Origin of the sequence: Mesorhizobium sp. 113-1-2, from assembly GCF_016756475.1 — a bacterium.
GTDB lineage: Bacteria > Pseudomonadota > Alphaproteobacteria > Rhizobiales > Rhizobiaceae > Mesorhizobium > Mesorhizobium loti_C.
In genome coordinates this window covers 814,176-827,072 of the sequence record NZ_AP023242.1, presented here as the reverse complement: position 1 = coordinate 827,072, position 12,897 = coordinate 814,176, and the positions used below count along the sequence as shown (strand labels likewise).

Below are 12,897 nucleotides of genomic sequence, written 5' to 3'. Positions count from 1 at the left end.
GATTGCGCCCGGTTGCGGAAACGGAACATGGTTAATACGAAATGAAAACGGGCTACTTCCGCTTGCCCTCGACCGCATCCCAGAACAGGCTGGCAATGTCGGCGCCGCCGAAACGCTGCACTTCGCGCACGCCGGTCGGTGACGTCACGTTGATCTCGGTCATATAGTCGCCGATGACGTCGATGCCGACCAGGATAAAGCCGCGTGCCTTCAATGCCGGTCCGATACGGGCGCAGATCTCGCGCTCGCGCTCCGTCAGCTCGGTCTTTTCGGCGCTGCCGCCGACATGCATGTTGGAGCGGGAGTCATGCTCGGCCGGCACCCGGTTGATGGCACCGACCGGCTCGCCGTCAATCAGGATGATGCGCTTGTCGCCCTTGCGCACCTCCTTGAGGTAGCGCTGCACGATATAGGGCTCGCGGAACAGCTGGCCGAACATTTCGAGCAGCGAGGCGAGGTTGCGGTCGGCCTCGTGCAGATGGAAGATGCCGGCGCCGCCATTGCCGTAGAGCGGCTTGACGATGATGTCGCCGAACTCCTTGCGGAAGGCGGCGACTTCCAGCGGATCCTTGGTGATCAGCGTGTCCGGCATCAGGTCGGCAAACTCGGTGACGAAGATCTTTTCAGGGCTGTTGCGCACCCAGGCCGGGTCGTTGACGACCAGCGTCTTCGGGTGGATGCGCTCGAGGATGTGCGTGGTGGTGATGTAGTTCATGTCGAAGGGCGGATCCTGGCGCAGCAGGACCACGTCCATCTCCGACAGGTCGGTGCGCACCTTCTCGCCCAGCGAATAATGGCTGCCCTTCTCGTCGCGCACCTGCATCTCCTCGATGCGGGCAAACACCTTGCCGTCGCGCAGCGACAGCCGGTCGGGCGTGTAGTGGAACAATTGATGGCCGCGCCGCTGCGCTTCCAGTGACAGCGCGAACGAGGTGTCGCCGGCGATCGACACGGTGGAGATATGGTCCATCTGGACGGCGATTTTCAGCTTCATGGCGGGTCCCCAGCGCAGTCGACGAGAGCGATATAAGGGTCGCCGCGCCTTCTGCCAATCGGGCCACGCCGTTAACGGTCGAAGACCAGCCTGGAGTAGCCCAGGAAGGACAGCGCCATGGCGGCCAGCGAGGCTATGGCGAGGGCCACCAGCGGCGGCGCCGCCGGCAGCGCGAGCAGGATCGCGGAATAGACGAGATAATTGACGATGCTGGTGGCGATGCCGACGCCGCCATAGCGGGCGCCCTCCTCTGCCACGCCACGGCGCGAGGGCGAGAAGGTCAGATGCCGGTTGATCTGCCAGGTGACGCAGAGCGCGAAGCCGATCGACAGCATGCGGGCGACGAACGGCCCGAGCGGCGTGATGGCCAGCAGCAGCCAGAGCACTGCCGCGTCGGCGGCGAAACCGATGCCGCCGGCGAAGACAAACCGGACAAGGCGTTGCATCGTTCAGGCCGCGCGCGGGGTCTTGCCCGGTTGCGGCTTCCGCACCACCTCGGTGGCGCTGCGCTCGACACGGCCGGAAGGCATGGAGAGGTAGAAAATACGCTTCTGTTCGGCGCGCCCGCGCGAGACGGAATCGAGGATCAGTCCGGTCACCGCCGCCAGCATCGACAAGAGCAGCAGGCCGACCGACAGCACCCAGGTCGGCATGCGTGGCACGAGACCGGTTTCGGCGAATTCGACCAGCACCGGCGCCATCAGGAACAGGCTCGAGGCGAGGAAGAACAGCGAAAAGGCGCCGAAGAAGCGCAGCGGCTGCGTCTCCTTCATCAGCATGGCGAACATCCAGAGAATTTTGGCGCCGTCGCGGAAGGTCGACAGCTTCGACGACGAGCCCTCCGGACGACGGCCATAGTCGAGCGCGATTTCGCTGACCGGCAATTTGAGCTGCGAAGCATGCACCGACATTTCGGTCTCGATCTCGAAGCCGCCGGAGACGGCGGGAAAGCTCTTGACGAAGCGCCGGGTGAAGACGCGGTAGCCGGAGAAGATGTCGCTGAAATCGCTGCCGAACAGCCATTGGTAGAGACTGTTGAAGGCACGGTTGCCGAAGGCATGGCCGGCCCGGCCGGCATCGTCGGTGACACCGCGCCTGGTGCCCACCACCATGTCGCTACGCTCGGTCAGCAGCGTGTTGATCAGCTGCGGCGCGTCCTCGGGCGCGTAGGTGCCGTCGCCATCGGCCATCAGATAGATGTCGGCGTCGATGTCGGCGAACATGCGCCGCACCACATTGCCCTTGCCCTGGCGCGGCTCGCGCACGACGATGGCGCCAGCCGCGCGGGCGCGGAGCGCCGTCAGATCCTTCGAATTGTTGTCATAGACATAGATCGTGGCGGCCGGCAGCGTCTCGCGGAACCGCCGCACCACCTCGGCGATGGTCAGCTCCTCATTGTAGCAAGGCAGGAGGACGGCGATGACAGGGTCTTGGGGCATTTTCGTCTCCGAATGCCTTGTCGACCATACGGTCGCGCGCCGGAAACCGGCCTCGTTCAGGCGGTTTTACTATTTATTGAAGCCGTTAAGGCTAGGTTTAAGGCCGACTTCATGAGTGTCGATTGGCTTGGAAAGGCCCGGCATTCCCGCCAGGGGCGATCGGGATGGGCACAGCAACGGGAACTTCCACGGGGAAGTCCGATATCGCGTTCGCGCTGCTTGCCGCCTTGCTGCTGCTGGCGCTCAATGCCTATGCCGGGTTCGCGCAACTGGCCAATCCGGCCGGTGACAATGACAGCCTGCTGCAACTGGTCGAAGTCCGCGACCTCATGGCCGGCCAGGGCTGGTTCGACCTGCACCAGTACAGGATGGGGCTGGAAGGCGGCTTCGTCATGCACTGGTCGCGGCTGCTCGACGCGCCGCTGGCGCTTGCCATCCTTGCCGTTTCGGCCCTGACAGGCAGCACTGCCCTGTCCGAACAGATCGTGCAGATACTCTGGCCCACTCTGCAGTTCTTTCTCGCCATCTTCTTCATCATCCGCGCCGCGCGCGCTTCCGCCGGCCCGCATGCGGTGCTGCCCGCTGCCGTCGTCGGTGGCGCGGCCTTGTACTATATCGGCATCTTTTCGCCCGGTGCGCTCGATCACCACAATGTCCAGCTGATGCTGACGCTGGCGAGCCTCATTCTGCTGCTCGAGGCGCCCACGCGCCGGCTGGCGGCCCTTGTCGCCGGCATCTGCGCCACGCTGACCTTGGCCATCGGCATGGAAAGCGCTCCCTATGCCGGCGCCCTCGGCGCCGTCGTCGCGCTGCTGTTCCTCGTCAAGGGTGACGGCGAAAGGCTGATCGCCAGGGATTTCGGCCTCGGCGTCGCCGGGGTCTCGGCTCTCGTCTTCGTCACCACCGTCCCCGTCTCATCCTGGGGCCAGGCCCAGTGCGACACATTCTCGGTCGTGCAGTTCGCGGTTACCGGGCTTGCCGGCGCCGGTCTGGCGGCCATCGCCTCCTTGAGGGCCGCCCATGCCACAGCCACCCGGCGCCTGATGGCGCTTGGCCTGCTTGCCGCCGCGCTCGCCCTCGTCGTCGCGTTGCTGTTCCCGCAATGCCTGGCGGCGCCCTATGCCCATCTCGACCCGCGCCTGCAGCAGATGTGGCTCGGCTATATCGAAGAGGCGCAGTCGATCGTCCAGCTCGTCTCCGATGACCCGGCCAGGGCCGTGGCGCGTTTTGCCACCCCTCTGGTGGCGATCGTGCTGATGGCGCTTCACTTCAGCCGTGGCGGCTGGCGGCGGCAGGACAGCCTCGTCGGCGCGCTGCTGGTGGTGGCGGTCCTGGTCAGCGCCTGGGAAGTGCGCGGCTCGACCTTCTCCATCGCCTTCGCGGTGATCCCGCTTTCGGCCTGGATCGCCAAATGGCGGCAGCGGGCCGAGGCCAACCCATCCAGCGGCTCGGTGCTCAGGATGGCCGCGGCCTGGGTGATCTCGGTCAATGCAATCTGGTCGGGCGCCGCTCAAGCCGCATCGAACGCTTTCGAAACCGGCACGCCTGCCAAGGACGCCAGCATCGATGCGCCTTGCAACAGCAAGGCTTCGTTCGCGGCACTTGGCGCGATGGCCCCCACCACGGTGCTTGCCATCTCCAATCTTGGCTCGCCGATCCTCGCCTTTACCGGCCATCGCGTGTTCGCCGGCCCCTACCATCGCAACGTCATCGGAAACCTGCTGGTGTTCGATGCCTTGCTGGGCTCGGCCGCCGACGCCAAGACAATCGTCCAAAACCATCATGTCGGCCTTGTCGCGCTTTGCCGCGGCAACACCGAAAGCCGGCTGTTCGCGGCCAAGGCGCCGGACGGTTTTCTCGCCGGGCTGATGCGCGGCAGCGTACCCGACTGGCTGGAGCCGGTGGCGGAGACGCGCGGCGCCCCGCTCGAGCTCTATCGCGTCCGGCCAAACGGCTGAAGATCGGTCTGAAATCAAGGGGTTGACCCCAGTCGCATCGACCTTCCCCAAGGCAATGCATTTTACCCGCGAATAATCGATTTGGGGATACGTTTCCTAAAGGGTTTGCTGCCAGTCTGGAAAGAAATCCGACGTCGCAAACAGGGACACCGATGCAAACTTCGTTTGGCACCGGTCAGGCAAACAGGGAAAGCACGGATCTGGCCTTCACCGATCCGTTGACCGGGCTTGGCAACCATCGCCGCTTCTTCGACAAGGTCGATCGCCTGATCAGCGACCGTGCCGACGATCCCGCCCCTTTCACCGTTGGCATTCTCGACCTCGACGGCTTCAAGCCGATCAACGATCTGTTTGGCCACAAGGCCGGCGACGACATCCTGATCCAGGTCGCCATGCGGCTGCGCGCCTCGATGGACGGCCATTCGACGGTCTGCCGCATCGGCGCCGACGAATTCGCCTTCCTCTATCCGCTGGTGTTCTCCGAGGAAGCGGCGGCGGAAAAATCCCGCATGCTGATCGAGATCCTGTCGGCGCCCTATGATGTCGGCGAACGCACCGCCAGGCTGTCGGCCTCGGTCGGCTGCTCGTTGTTCTATTCCGGCGACGAGACCACCGAGATTCTCATCAACAAGGCCGAAACGGCGCTCTACCACGCCAAGCGCTCCGGCCGTGGCCGCGTCGTCGTCTACACACGCGAGATGGAAGAGGCGGCCAAGCGCGTCACCCGCATCGAGCAGGCGCTGCGCCGCGCCGTCTCCGCCGGTGAGGTGGAGCCGCATTTCCAGCCGATCGTCGACCTCACCACGCGCCGCACCATCGGCTTCGAGACGCTGGCGCGCTGGACCGATCGTGATCTCGGCGCCGTCCCGCCGACCGTCTTCATTCCCATCGCCGAGGAACGCGGCATCATCGGCCCGCTGTCGCAACTGGTGCTGCGCAAGGCGACCGAGGCGGCCCGAAGCTGGCCGAGTGACCTGTTCCTGTCCTTCAACCTGTCGCCCTCGCAGCTCGTCGACCAGAACACCGGCCTGCACATATTGGCGATCCTCGACCGCACCGGCTTCGATCCGCGCCGGCTGGAGATCGAGATCACCGAGACCGGCCTGATGAACGACCCGGCCTCGGCAGCGCAGATCGTCGAGGATCTGCGCCGCGTCGGCATCCGCGTCTCGCTCGACGATTTCGGCACCGGCCAGTCCTCGCTTGGCCGCTTGCGCGAATTCCATTTCGACAAGCTCAAGATCGACCGCGCCTTCGTCTCTTCCATCCTCGACGACCGCCCGTCCGAACACATCATCCGCGCCATTCTCGCCATGTGCGAAGGTTTGGGCATGGATGTGGTCGCCGAAGGCATTGAGGAGGAAGCGCAGGCCGACCGCCTGGTCCAGTTCGGCTGCGCCGGCGGGCAGGGCTATCTGTTCGGCAAGCCGGTCGATGCCGACGCCACGCTCGGCTATCTCCGCGATTCCTTCCGCGGCGCGCTGCGCGCCAAGGCGATCTGACCGGCGCTTTCGGCGCTGTCCAGCCGTCGCGACTTTGCGCCGAGTGCGGCGCATTGTCGTTTTGTCTGACATAAGCCTGCAAATCCGCCGTTTCGCCCTTGCCCGCGCGACTTGCGTGGCTAGGATGCGCGCCGTTCACGCTGGGAGACGAGAAAGATGATGCCATCGGCGGATTTTGCCGACCTCAGGGGTGCCTCGGTGCTGATCACCGGCGGCGGTTCCGGGATCGGCGCGGCGCTGACCGAGGGTTTTGTGCGCCAGGGCGCCAATGTCGCCTTCATCGATATCGCCGATGGCCCGAGCACGCTGCTTTCCGACCGCATCGAGAAGGAATTCGGCCGCCGGCCGCTCTACCTCAAGACCGATCTGCGCGACATCGAGGCGCTACGCGCCTCGGCGGCCAAGGCGGCAGAGGCGCATGGCGACGTCACGGTGTTGATCAACAATGCCGCCTGGGACGAGCGTCACGCCGTCGAGGACGTGACGGTGGAGTTCTGGGACAACAACCAGGCGATTAACCTCAGACCACATTTCTTCACCGCGCAGGCGGTGGCGCCGGGCATGAAGCGGGCCGGCGGCGGCTCGATCATCAATTTCACCTCGACATCCTACCTCATCAACCACCCCGACATGCCGGCCTACACCGCCGCCAAGGCCGGCATCCTCGGCCTCACCAAGGGCCTGGCCGGCAAGCTCGGGCCTGACCGCATCCGCGTCAACGCCGTCGCGCCCGGCTGGGTGATCACCGAACGGCAGCAGGAACGCTGGGTGACCGAAGGGGCGCTTGCCGCCCATGTCGCCAAGCAGTGCATCAAGGAGATCATGCGGCCGGACGACATGGTCGGCACGGTGCTGTTCCTGGCCTCGGACGCCTCGCGCATGCTGACGGCGCAGATGCTGATCGTCGACGGGGGTTTCCTGTGAGCCCAGAATTTGCCAACAACATGCCGGCGGTAGCGGCGCTCGACTGGGGCACGACCCGGCTCCGGGCATGGCTGATCGACGGCAGCGGCAAGGTGCTTGCCGAGCGTCGCGGCGATGACGGCCTGATCACCGCGCGCGAAAAGGGGTTCTCCAACGTCCTAGAGGGCCATTTGGCCGCCATGGGCGCGCCTGAGGCGCTGCCCGTCATCATCTGCGGCATGGCCGGTTCCCGACAGGGCTGGATCGAGGCGCCCTATGTGACCGTGCCGGCGCCGATCGGCGCCATACTGCGCGGCGCCGCCCGCATCGAGGGCGAGCGCCGCGACATCCGCATCGTGCCGGGCCTCGCCCAGCGCCTGGCCGATGCGCCCGATGTCATGCGCGGTGAGGAGACACAGCTTGCCGGTGCTGGTTTGCCGGCAAAGGGGCGGCATCTCGCCTGTATGCCCGGCACCCATTCGAAATGGGTGCTGGTCGAGGACGGCGCGGTGGCCGGCTTCGGCACATGGCCGACCGGCGAGTTGTTCTCGGTGCTTTCAGCGCATTCGATCCTCAAGCATTCGCTGGGCGAGCATCCCGCCCCGGTCACGAGCGACAGCCCGTTCTTCCGGCAATGGTGCGAACGGGCGCTTGGCGAGGGTGGCGACGTCACCTCGAAACTGTTTGCCATCCGCGCCGCCGGGCTCCTGCAGGACCTGAAGTCGGAAGATGCGGCGGCCTGCCTGTCCGGGCTTCTGATCGGCGGTGAGATCGCCTCGGCAAAGCGCCGCTATGGCGCCGGCGATGCGCCGGTCGTGCTGATTGCCTCGGGTGCGCTCGCTGTGCTCTACCAAGCCGCACTTGGCTTTGCCGGGCTTGCCGTCCGCACCGTCGACGCCGATGAAGCGGTGCGCGCTGGCCTCATCGAGGCCGCGCGCGAGAACGGCATGATTGGAGCCGCCAAATGACACAGACCGCAGCCTTTCCGAAACTCAAGCGTGGGCTGGTCGCCATCCTGCGTGGACTGAAACCCGCGGAAGCGATTGCGATGGGGCAGGCGCTGTTCGACGCCGGCATCGAGGCGATCGAAGTGCCGCTCAACTCGCCCGAGCCCTTCTCGTCGATCGCCAGGATTGCCGAAGTGCTGCCGAAGTCAGCCCTGGTCGGCGCCGGCACGGTGCTGACGGCGGCCGATGTCGACGGCCTGCACAAGGCCGGTGGGCGGCTCCTGGTCAGTCCCAACATCGATGCCGAAGTGATGGTGCGCGCCATGCATTACGGCATGGTGACCATGCCCGGCGTATTCACGCCCACCGAGGCCTTCCAGGCGATCCGCCTGGGCGCCTCGGCGCTGAAATTCTTTCCGGCGAGTGCGCTCGGCGCGGGCGGCATTTCGGCCATCCGGGCGGTGCTGCCGGCGCAGACCCTGGTCGGCGCCGTCGGCGGCGTTTCGGAGAAGGATTTTGCCGGCTACAAGGCGGTGGGCGTCACGGTCTTCGGCCTTGGTTCCAGCCTGTTCAAGCCCGGCATGAGCGTCGATGATGTGGCGGCACGTGCGCACGCCGCCGTCGCTGCCTGGGATGCGGTGTTTGGAGAGGCATGATGAGTGAAGCGATCGTTTCGGTTTTTTCCGACCATGTCTGCCAACTCGGCGAAGGACCGAGCTACGATCCCGCCACCGATGCGCTGTTCTGGTTCGACATCGTCAACGGCCAGCTTCTGGAGAAGCAGCTGTCCGGCGGCGCGACCAAGGTCCATGAGCTCGGCCAGATGGCCAGCGCCATCGCCATCATCGACGACAAGCGGCAGCTGATCGCCACCGAGACCGGGCTTTTTGTCCGCGACGTTGCGACCGGCAAGATGACGCTGCACACGCCGGTCGAAGCCGACAATCCGGTCACCCGCTCCAACGATTCCCGCGTCCATCCCTGCGGTGCGCTCTGGACCGGCACGATGGGCAAGGGCGAGGAAAAGGGCGCTGGCTCGATCTATTGGTTCTTCAAGGGCGAACTGCGCCGCCTGTTTTCGGATATCACCGTCTCCAATTCGATCTGCTTTTCCGCCGACGGCGCGCTTGCCTATTATACCGACACCTCGACCGGATTGCTGATGCGCGTCGCCTGCGACCCGTCGACCGGCCTGCCTGCCGGCGAGCCGAAGATCTTCGTCGATCACCGTTCCGCCAAGGGCTATATCGACGGTTCGGTGCTCGATCGCGACGGCATCTTATGGAATGCCGTCTGGGGCGGCAGTGTCATCGAGGCCTATGGACCCGACGGCAAGCTCGTCCGCACGGTCGCCATGCCGGTGACACAGCCATCCTGCCCGGCCTTCGTCGGCAAGAACGCCGATCGGCTGGCGGTCACATCGGCCTGGTCGGGCAAGAATGAGAAGCAGCGCCTGCTCGACCTGCAAGGCGGCATGACTTTCCTGCTCGACATTCCCGTCAATGGCCGCTTCGAGCCGCGCGTGCTGATCGCCTGAACAGAGCCGATCATCTGAACGGACTGGCGATCGGCGCCGCTCCCGGCGGTGCTGTCACGCAGGCGTCCGGTCTGGGTCGGTTTCGCGAAAGCCGTTTGCCTCGGCCGTGCGATGGTAGGCGATCGCATCGCCGGGAACCGTTCATCTCATGTCGAGCCGCAAGCCAAAGCTGATCCTTGTCTACGAGCCGGAAAAGGCTTGCTTCGACCGCCTGATATCAGACGGTTTCCCGTCGCAGCGCGCCACCGAAATCTCGTCCTACCTGGCGCAGTCGACGGATATCGCCCCCGACTTTGCTGCACTTGCCGCCGCCTGCGCGGCGCGCGGTCTCGCCTTTGCGCCGGTGGCGCTCGATGATGCCGCCGCGGCGCTGGCGGGTGCGGATGCGGAAAGCACGCTGGTCTGGACGCTGTCCGACGGCGTCGCCTATTTCCGCGGTAGCGCCGCGCCCGCGCTGGCCCGGCTCAAGGGGTTGCGGACGATCGGCGCCGATGATGCGCTGTTCGCGCTCTGCCAGGACAAGTTCCGTTCCGGTGCCGTGCTTGGTGCGCTCGGCCTGCCGGTGCCGCAGGCCGGCCTTGCCCGCGACGGCAAATGGCTGGTCGAGCCGCCGGCTTCCGCCGCCGGCTGGTTCATCAAGCCCAACCGGCTTGGCGCCAAGATCGGCATCTGGCCGGATTCGCGCAGCAGCAATCTCGATCATGCGCTGGAGCTTAGCCGGCGCGTCTTCGCCGCCTATCGCGACGATGTCGTCGTGCAGCCCTATGTCGCCGGCCGCAACGTGCGCGCCAGCTTCCTCGGGCTGACGCCGCAAACCGGCATCGAAGCGCTCGGCATCGCCTTTGTCGATTCCGGCGGCGATTTCCAGACCATGGCGGACAGCATGGCGCTCTACGGCGAAACCGGCGAGGCGGCGAAGGCGGCAGGACTTTATGCCGAACCGGAGCTTGTTGCCGTCGCCGACGTCCAGCCGGGGGCCGACGCCAGGATCAGAGCGATCGCCGGGCGGCTGATCAGCGGGCTTGGCCTCCGCGACGTGTTCTCCGTCGATCTGCGCCTCGAGGCCGACGGCACAGTCCACCTGATCGAGTTCGAAGTCTGCCCCGGCCTTCCCTGCTTCGATTTCCGCGCCTACTGCCGGTCGCAATGGGGCCTGGAGCTTGCCGACGCCATGGCCGAAACCGCCGCGAACCGGCTTATCGGGCAGGATCGGGGCGGCTAGGCTTTCCTATATGGGCCGCGCGCCGGCCATGTACCGGCCATTGTCGAACGGCTCCGGCCGGTTGTCGGCCAGGCTCCACAGTTGGCGGTCGGTGCCTGGCAGATCGCCGAGATAGACGTGCAGGGCGCCGGAACGGGCACTGCCGGTATTGGCGACCGAGTGAATGGTGTTGGAAGACATGTGCACCAGCGCGGGCGCCGAAAAATCCTGCCGCTCCGGCGCATCGACCTCTTCGCCGGCGAGCGGGTAGATGAAATTGGTCTCGCCGCCGCAATAGATGCCGATCAGGGCGTCCATCAGATGGTTGTGCGGCGGATACTGCACCCCGGGCGAAAGCGTGATGTGGTAGATCGTCAGCTGCGGGCTGGCATGCAGCAAGAGCTCGTCGTCCTCCTCCTCGTGAACCAGGCCGCCGAGCGCATGGAAGCGGTTGGTATAGTCGCTCAAGACGGCCCTGACCTCATCGAAGGGATTGGCGCCGGCCGCCGCGTTGACGATATCCGTGATGGCGGGGTAGAGAGGGGAGTCGGCGGATAGAGGCATGCCACAGCTCCTGACTGAGATGCTCAGTTAGAATAGCTAAGATGGCCAATGTCAAGGCCGATGCGAAGCGAGAGACGCATGAAGCCGACAAAAGCCACGCCACTGAAATCGCCCGCTTCCTCAGGCGGGACACCGGCGCTGTCGACGGCGGATCTGCTGCGTAGCGAACAGGCCTACGAACAGCTGAAGAGCGATATCGTCGCTTGCGTCCTGTCGCCCGGTGAAGCCTTGACCGAAAAGCAGATCGAGGCCCGTTACGGCATCAAGAAGGCGACGATCCGTTCAGCACTTGCCCGCCTCATGCAGGAGGGACTGGTCCGGAGCGAGCCGCGCCGCGGCTATGTCATCACCACGCTGACCCTGCGCGACGTCAACGAGATCTTCGATGTCCGCAGCCTGATCGAACCGGAAGTGTTTCGGGTTGCCACGACAGGGATCACCGAGCGTGGCTTAGACGAGATCAGGCTGGCGGCCAGAAAGGTGCTGAAGCCCGAGACGTTGCGCAGCCCTGTTGCGTTCCTCGCGGCCGACCGTGCCTTTCGCCTGGCGATTGCCGAGCTGTCCGGCAATTTGCGGCTGGCACAGCTTCTCAGCCAGATCCTCGACCAGTCGGAGCGGGCGCTCCATCTCGGCTTCAAGTCGCGCGATTTCATGCCGCTGATCATCGAACAGCAGAAGCAGTTGCTGCAGGCCTGCGAAAAGAGCGACGTCCCCGGCATTGTGAAACTTGCCCGCTCGCAGTGCCTTGCCCTCAAGCACCAGCTGGTCGGCGCCCTGCTTGGCGGCGCCAAGCTGCGGGACGTGAACCTGCAGGATTTTGTCTGAACTGCCGGCCCCGGTTGAGCCGTCTCAGGTCCCTTCGACCAGCACGATCTCGCCGTCGGCGACCTTCTGGCGAATGGCGACCGCGCGCTGATATTCCGGCGAGTGGTAGCAGTCATGCGCAGCAGTGAGCGACGGGAACTCGATGATGACGTTGCGGGCCCGGCCTTGCCCTTCGGCAAACTCGTGCTCGCCGCCGCGTGCCAGGAATTTCACATCGAAACGATCGAAGGCGAGCTTGGCGGCGGCGACATACTCCTTGTAGCCTTCGGCATCGCGCACATCGACGCGGGCGATCCAGTATCCCTTGGGCATTCTTCTCTCCCTAATTCTATGCAGAGCGCATTTCGTCGAGGATCGCCTGCGCTGCCGCGCGGCGGTCGCTGGCCGCGACGATCGGCCGGGCGACGACGAGATGGCTGGCGCCGTTGCGGATCGCCTGCGCGGGCGTCACCACACGCTTCTGGTCGCCATGGTCGCTCCCAGCCGGCCGGATGCCGGGTGTCACCACCGCCATGTCGGGGCCGACGATGCGGCGCACCGCTTCGGCCTCGGCGGCCGAGCAGACGATGCCGCCCATGCCGGCATGCAGCGCCTGTTCCGAGCGCCTGAGCACCAGCGTGTGCGGATCATACTCATAGCCGACATCGATCATGTCCTGCTCGTCCATCGAGGTCAGCACGCTGACGGCGAGCAGGCAAAGCTCGCTGCCCCTGGCCGCCTCCACCGCCGCCCGCATCGCCTTGGGGTAGGCGTGGATGGTCAGCATGGTCATGCCCATCTTGACGATGTTCTCGACGCCCTTGGCCACCGTGTGGTCGATGTCGAGCAGCTTCATGTCGAGGAAGATTTTTGTTCCGCCGCTGGCCAGTTCCCTGGCAAAGTCGAGCCCGCCGGCAAAGGCCAGCTGATAACCGATCTTGTAGAAAGAGACGACGCCGTCAAGTTCGCGCACCGCCTGCTCGGCTTCCCGCACGGTCGGCAGGTCGAGGCCGACGATCAATCTCTCTTGCATGGATTGGGCCTGCAT

14 protein-coding genes are annotated in these 12,897 nt (G+C 65.4%); 8 read left to right on the top strand and 6 right to left on the bottom strand.

The annotated features are described in order from the left end of the window. Positions 1-52: 52 nt before the first annotated feature. The 3 genes from gshB to JN279_RS03815 all read right to left on the bottom strand — a co-directional run bounded on the left by gshB (position 53) and on the right by JN279_RS03815 (position 2,433). Positions 53-994, bottom strand: coding sequence for a glutathione synthase (gene gshB, locus JN279_RS03825; RefSeq protein ID WP_202352032.1), 942 nt, complete (start codon positions 992-994; stop codon positions 53-55). Between the two features lie 71 nt (positions 995-1,065). Continuing rightward, positions 1,066-1,440, bottom strand: coding sequence for a GtrA family protein (locus JN279_RS03820; protein ID WP_202352031.1), 375 nt, complete (start codon positions 1,438-1,440; stop codon positions 1,066-1,068). Between the two features lie 3 nt (positions 1,441-1,443). Next, positions 1,444-2,433, bottom strand: coding sequence for a glycosyltransferase (locus tag JN279_RS03815; protein WP_202352030.1), 990 nt, complete (start codon positions 2,431-2,433; stop codon positions 1,444-1,446). A gap of 164 nt (positions 2,434-2,597) precedes the next feature. On the opposite strand from JN279_RS03815, the gene JN279_RS03810 reads away from it, so the two are divergent. From JN279_RS03810 to JN279_RS03780, 7 genes are all read left to right on the top strand, one after another. Then, positions 2,598-4,391, top strand: a complete 1,794-nt coding sequence (locus JN279_RS03810; RefSeq protein WP_202352029.1) for a GtrA family protein — start codon at positions 2,598-2,600, stop codon at positions 4,389-4,391. 152 nt (positions 4,392-4,543) lie between these two features. After that, positions 4,544-5,893: a putative bifunctional diguanylate cyclase/phosphodiesterase gene (locus JN279_RS03805; protein WP_095202923.1), complete on the top strand. Its 1,350-nt coding sequence runs from the start codon at positions 4,544-4,546 to the stop codon at positions 5,891-5,893. Between the two features lie 156 nt (positions 5,894-6,049). After that, on the top strand, positions 6,050-6,817 hold the full coding sequence (locus JN279_RS03800) for an SDR family NAD(P)-dependent oxidoreductase (protein ID WP_096452222.1): 768 nt from the start codon (positions 6,050-6,052) through the stop codon (positions 6,815-6,817). Beyond that, positions 6,814-7,764 carry a 2-dehydro-3-deoxygalactonokinase gene (locus JN279_RS03795; RefSeq protein WP_202352028.1) on the top strand — a complete coding sequence of 317 codons (951 nt, stop codon included), beginning with the start codon at positions 6,814-6,816 and terminating at the stop codon, positions 7,762-7,764. Before JN279_RS03800 ends, JN279_RS03795 begins: the two co-directional genes overlap by 4 nt. Continuing rightward, positions 7,761-8,399 (top strand): 2-dehydro-3-deoxy-6-phosphogalactonate aldolase, encoded by a 639-nt coding sequence (locus JN279_RS03790; protein WP_096452224.1) that lies wholly within the window; start codon positions 7,761-7,763, stop codon positions 8,397-8,399. The genes JN279_RS03795 and JN279_RS03790 overlap by 4 nt, the downstream gene beginning before the upstream one ends. Continuing rightward, complete coding sequence (locus JN279_RS03785) at positions 8,399-9,280, top strand: SMP-30/gluconolactonase/LRE family protein (protein WP_096452226.1); 882 nt, start codon at positions 8,399-8,401, stop codon at positions 9,278-9,280. The genes JN279_RS03790 and JN279_RS03785 overlap by 1 nt, the downstream gene beginning before the upstream one ends. Before the next feature lie 148 nt (positions 9,281-9,428). Next, on the top strand, positions 9,429-10,502 hold the full coding sequence (locus tag JN279_RS03780) for a D-alanine:D-lactate ligase-like protein (protein ID WP_096452228.1): 1,074 nt from the start codon (positions 9,429-9,431) through the stop codon (positions 10,500-10,502). A 6-nt stretch (positions 10,503-10,508) separates the two neighbouring features. Here the strand turns inward: JN279_RS03780 and JN279_RS03775 are convergent, their stop codons facing one another. After that, entirely contained in the window at positions 10,509-11,045 is a 537-nt protein-coding gene (locus tag JN279_RS03775; RefSeq protein ID WP_096452230.1) for an autotransporter, read from the bottom strand. 78 nt (positions 11,046-11,123) lie between these two features. Between JN279_RS03775 and JN279_RS03770 the strand changes: the two genes are divergently transcribed. Then, positions 11,124-11,870: a GntR family transcriptional regulator gene (locus JN279_RS03770; protein ID WP_096452232.1), complete on the top strand. Its 747-nt coding sequence runs from the start codon at positions 11,124-11,126 to the stop codon at positions 11,868-11,870. A gap of 24 nt (positions 11,871-11,894) precedes the next feature. Here JN279_RS03770 and JN279_RS03765 read toward each other — a convergent pair whose 3' ends face one another. Together JN279_RS03765 and pyrF are read right to left on the bottom strand one after the other, a co-directional pair. Continuing rightward, positions 11,895-12,182: a DUF1330 domain-containing protein gene (locus tag JN279_RS03765; protein ID WP_095202930.1), complete on the bottom strand. Its 288-nt coding sequence runs from the start codon at positions 12,180-12,182 to the stop codon at positions 11,895-11,897. Positions 12,183-12,198: 16 nt separating this feature from the next. Then, positions 12,199-12,897 carry an orotidine-5'-phosphate decarboxylase gene (gene pyrF, locus JN279_RS03760; protein WP_096458224.1) on the bottom strand — a complete coding sequence of 233 codons (699 nt, stop codon included), beginning with the start codon at positions 12,895-12,897 and terminating at the stop codon, positions 12,199-12,201.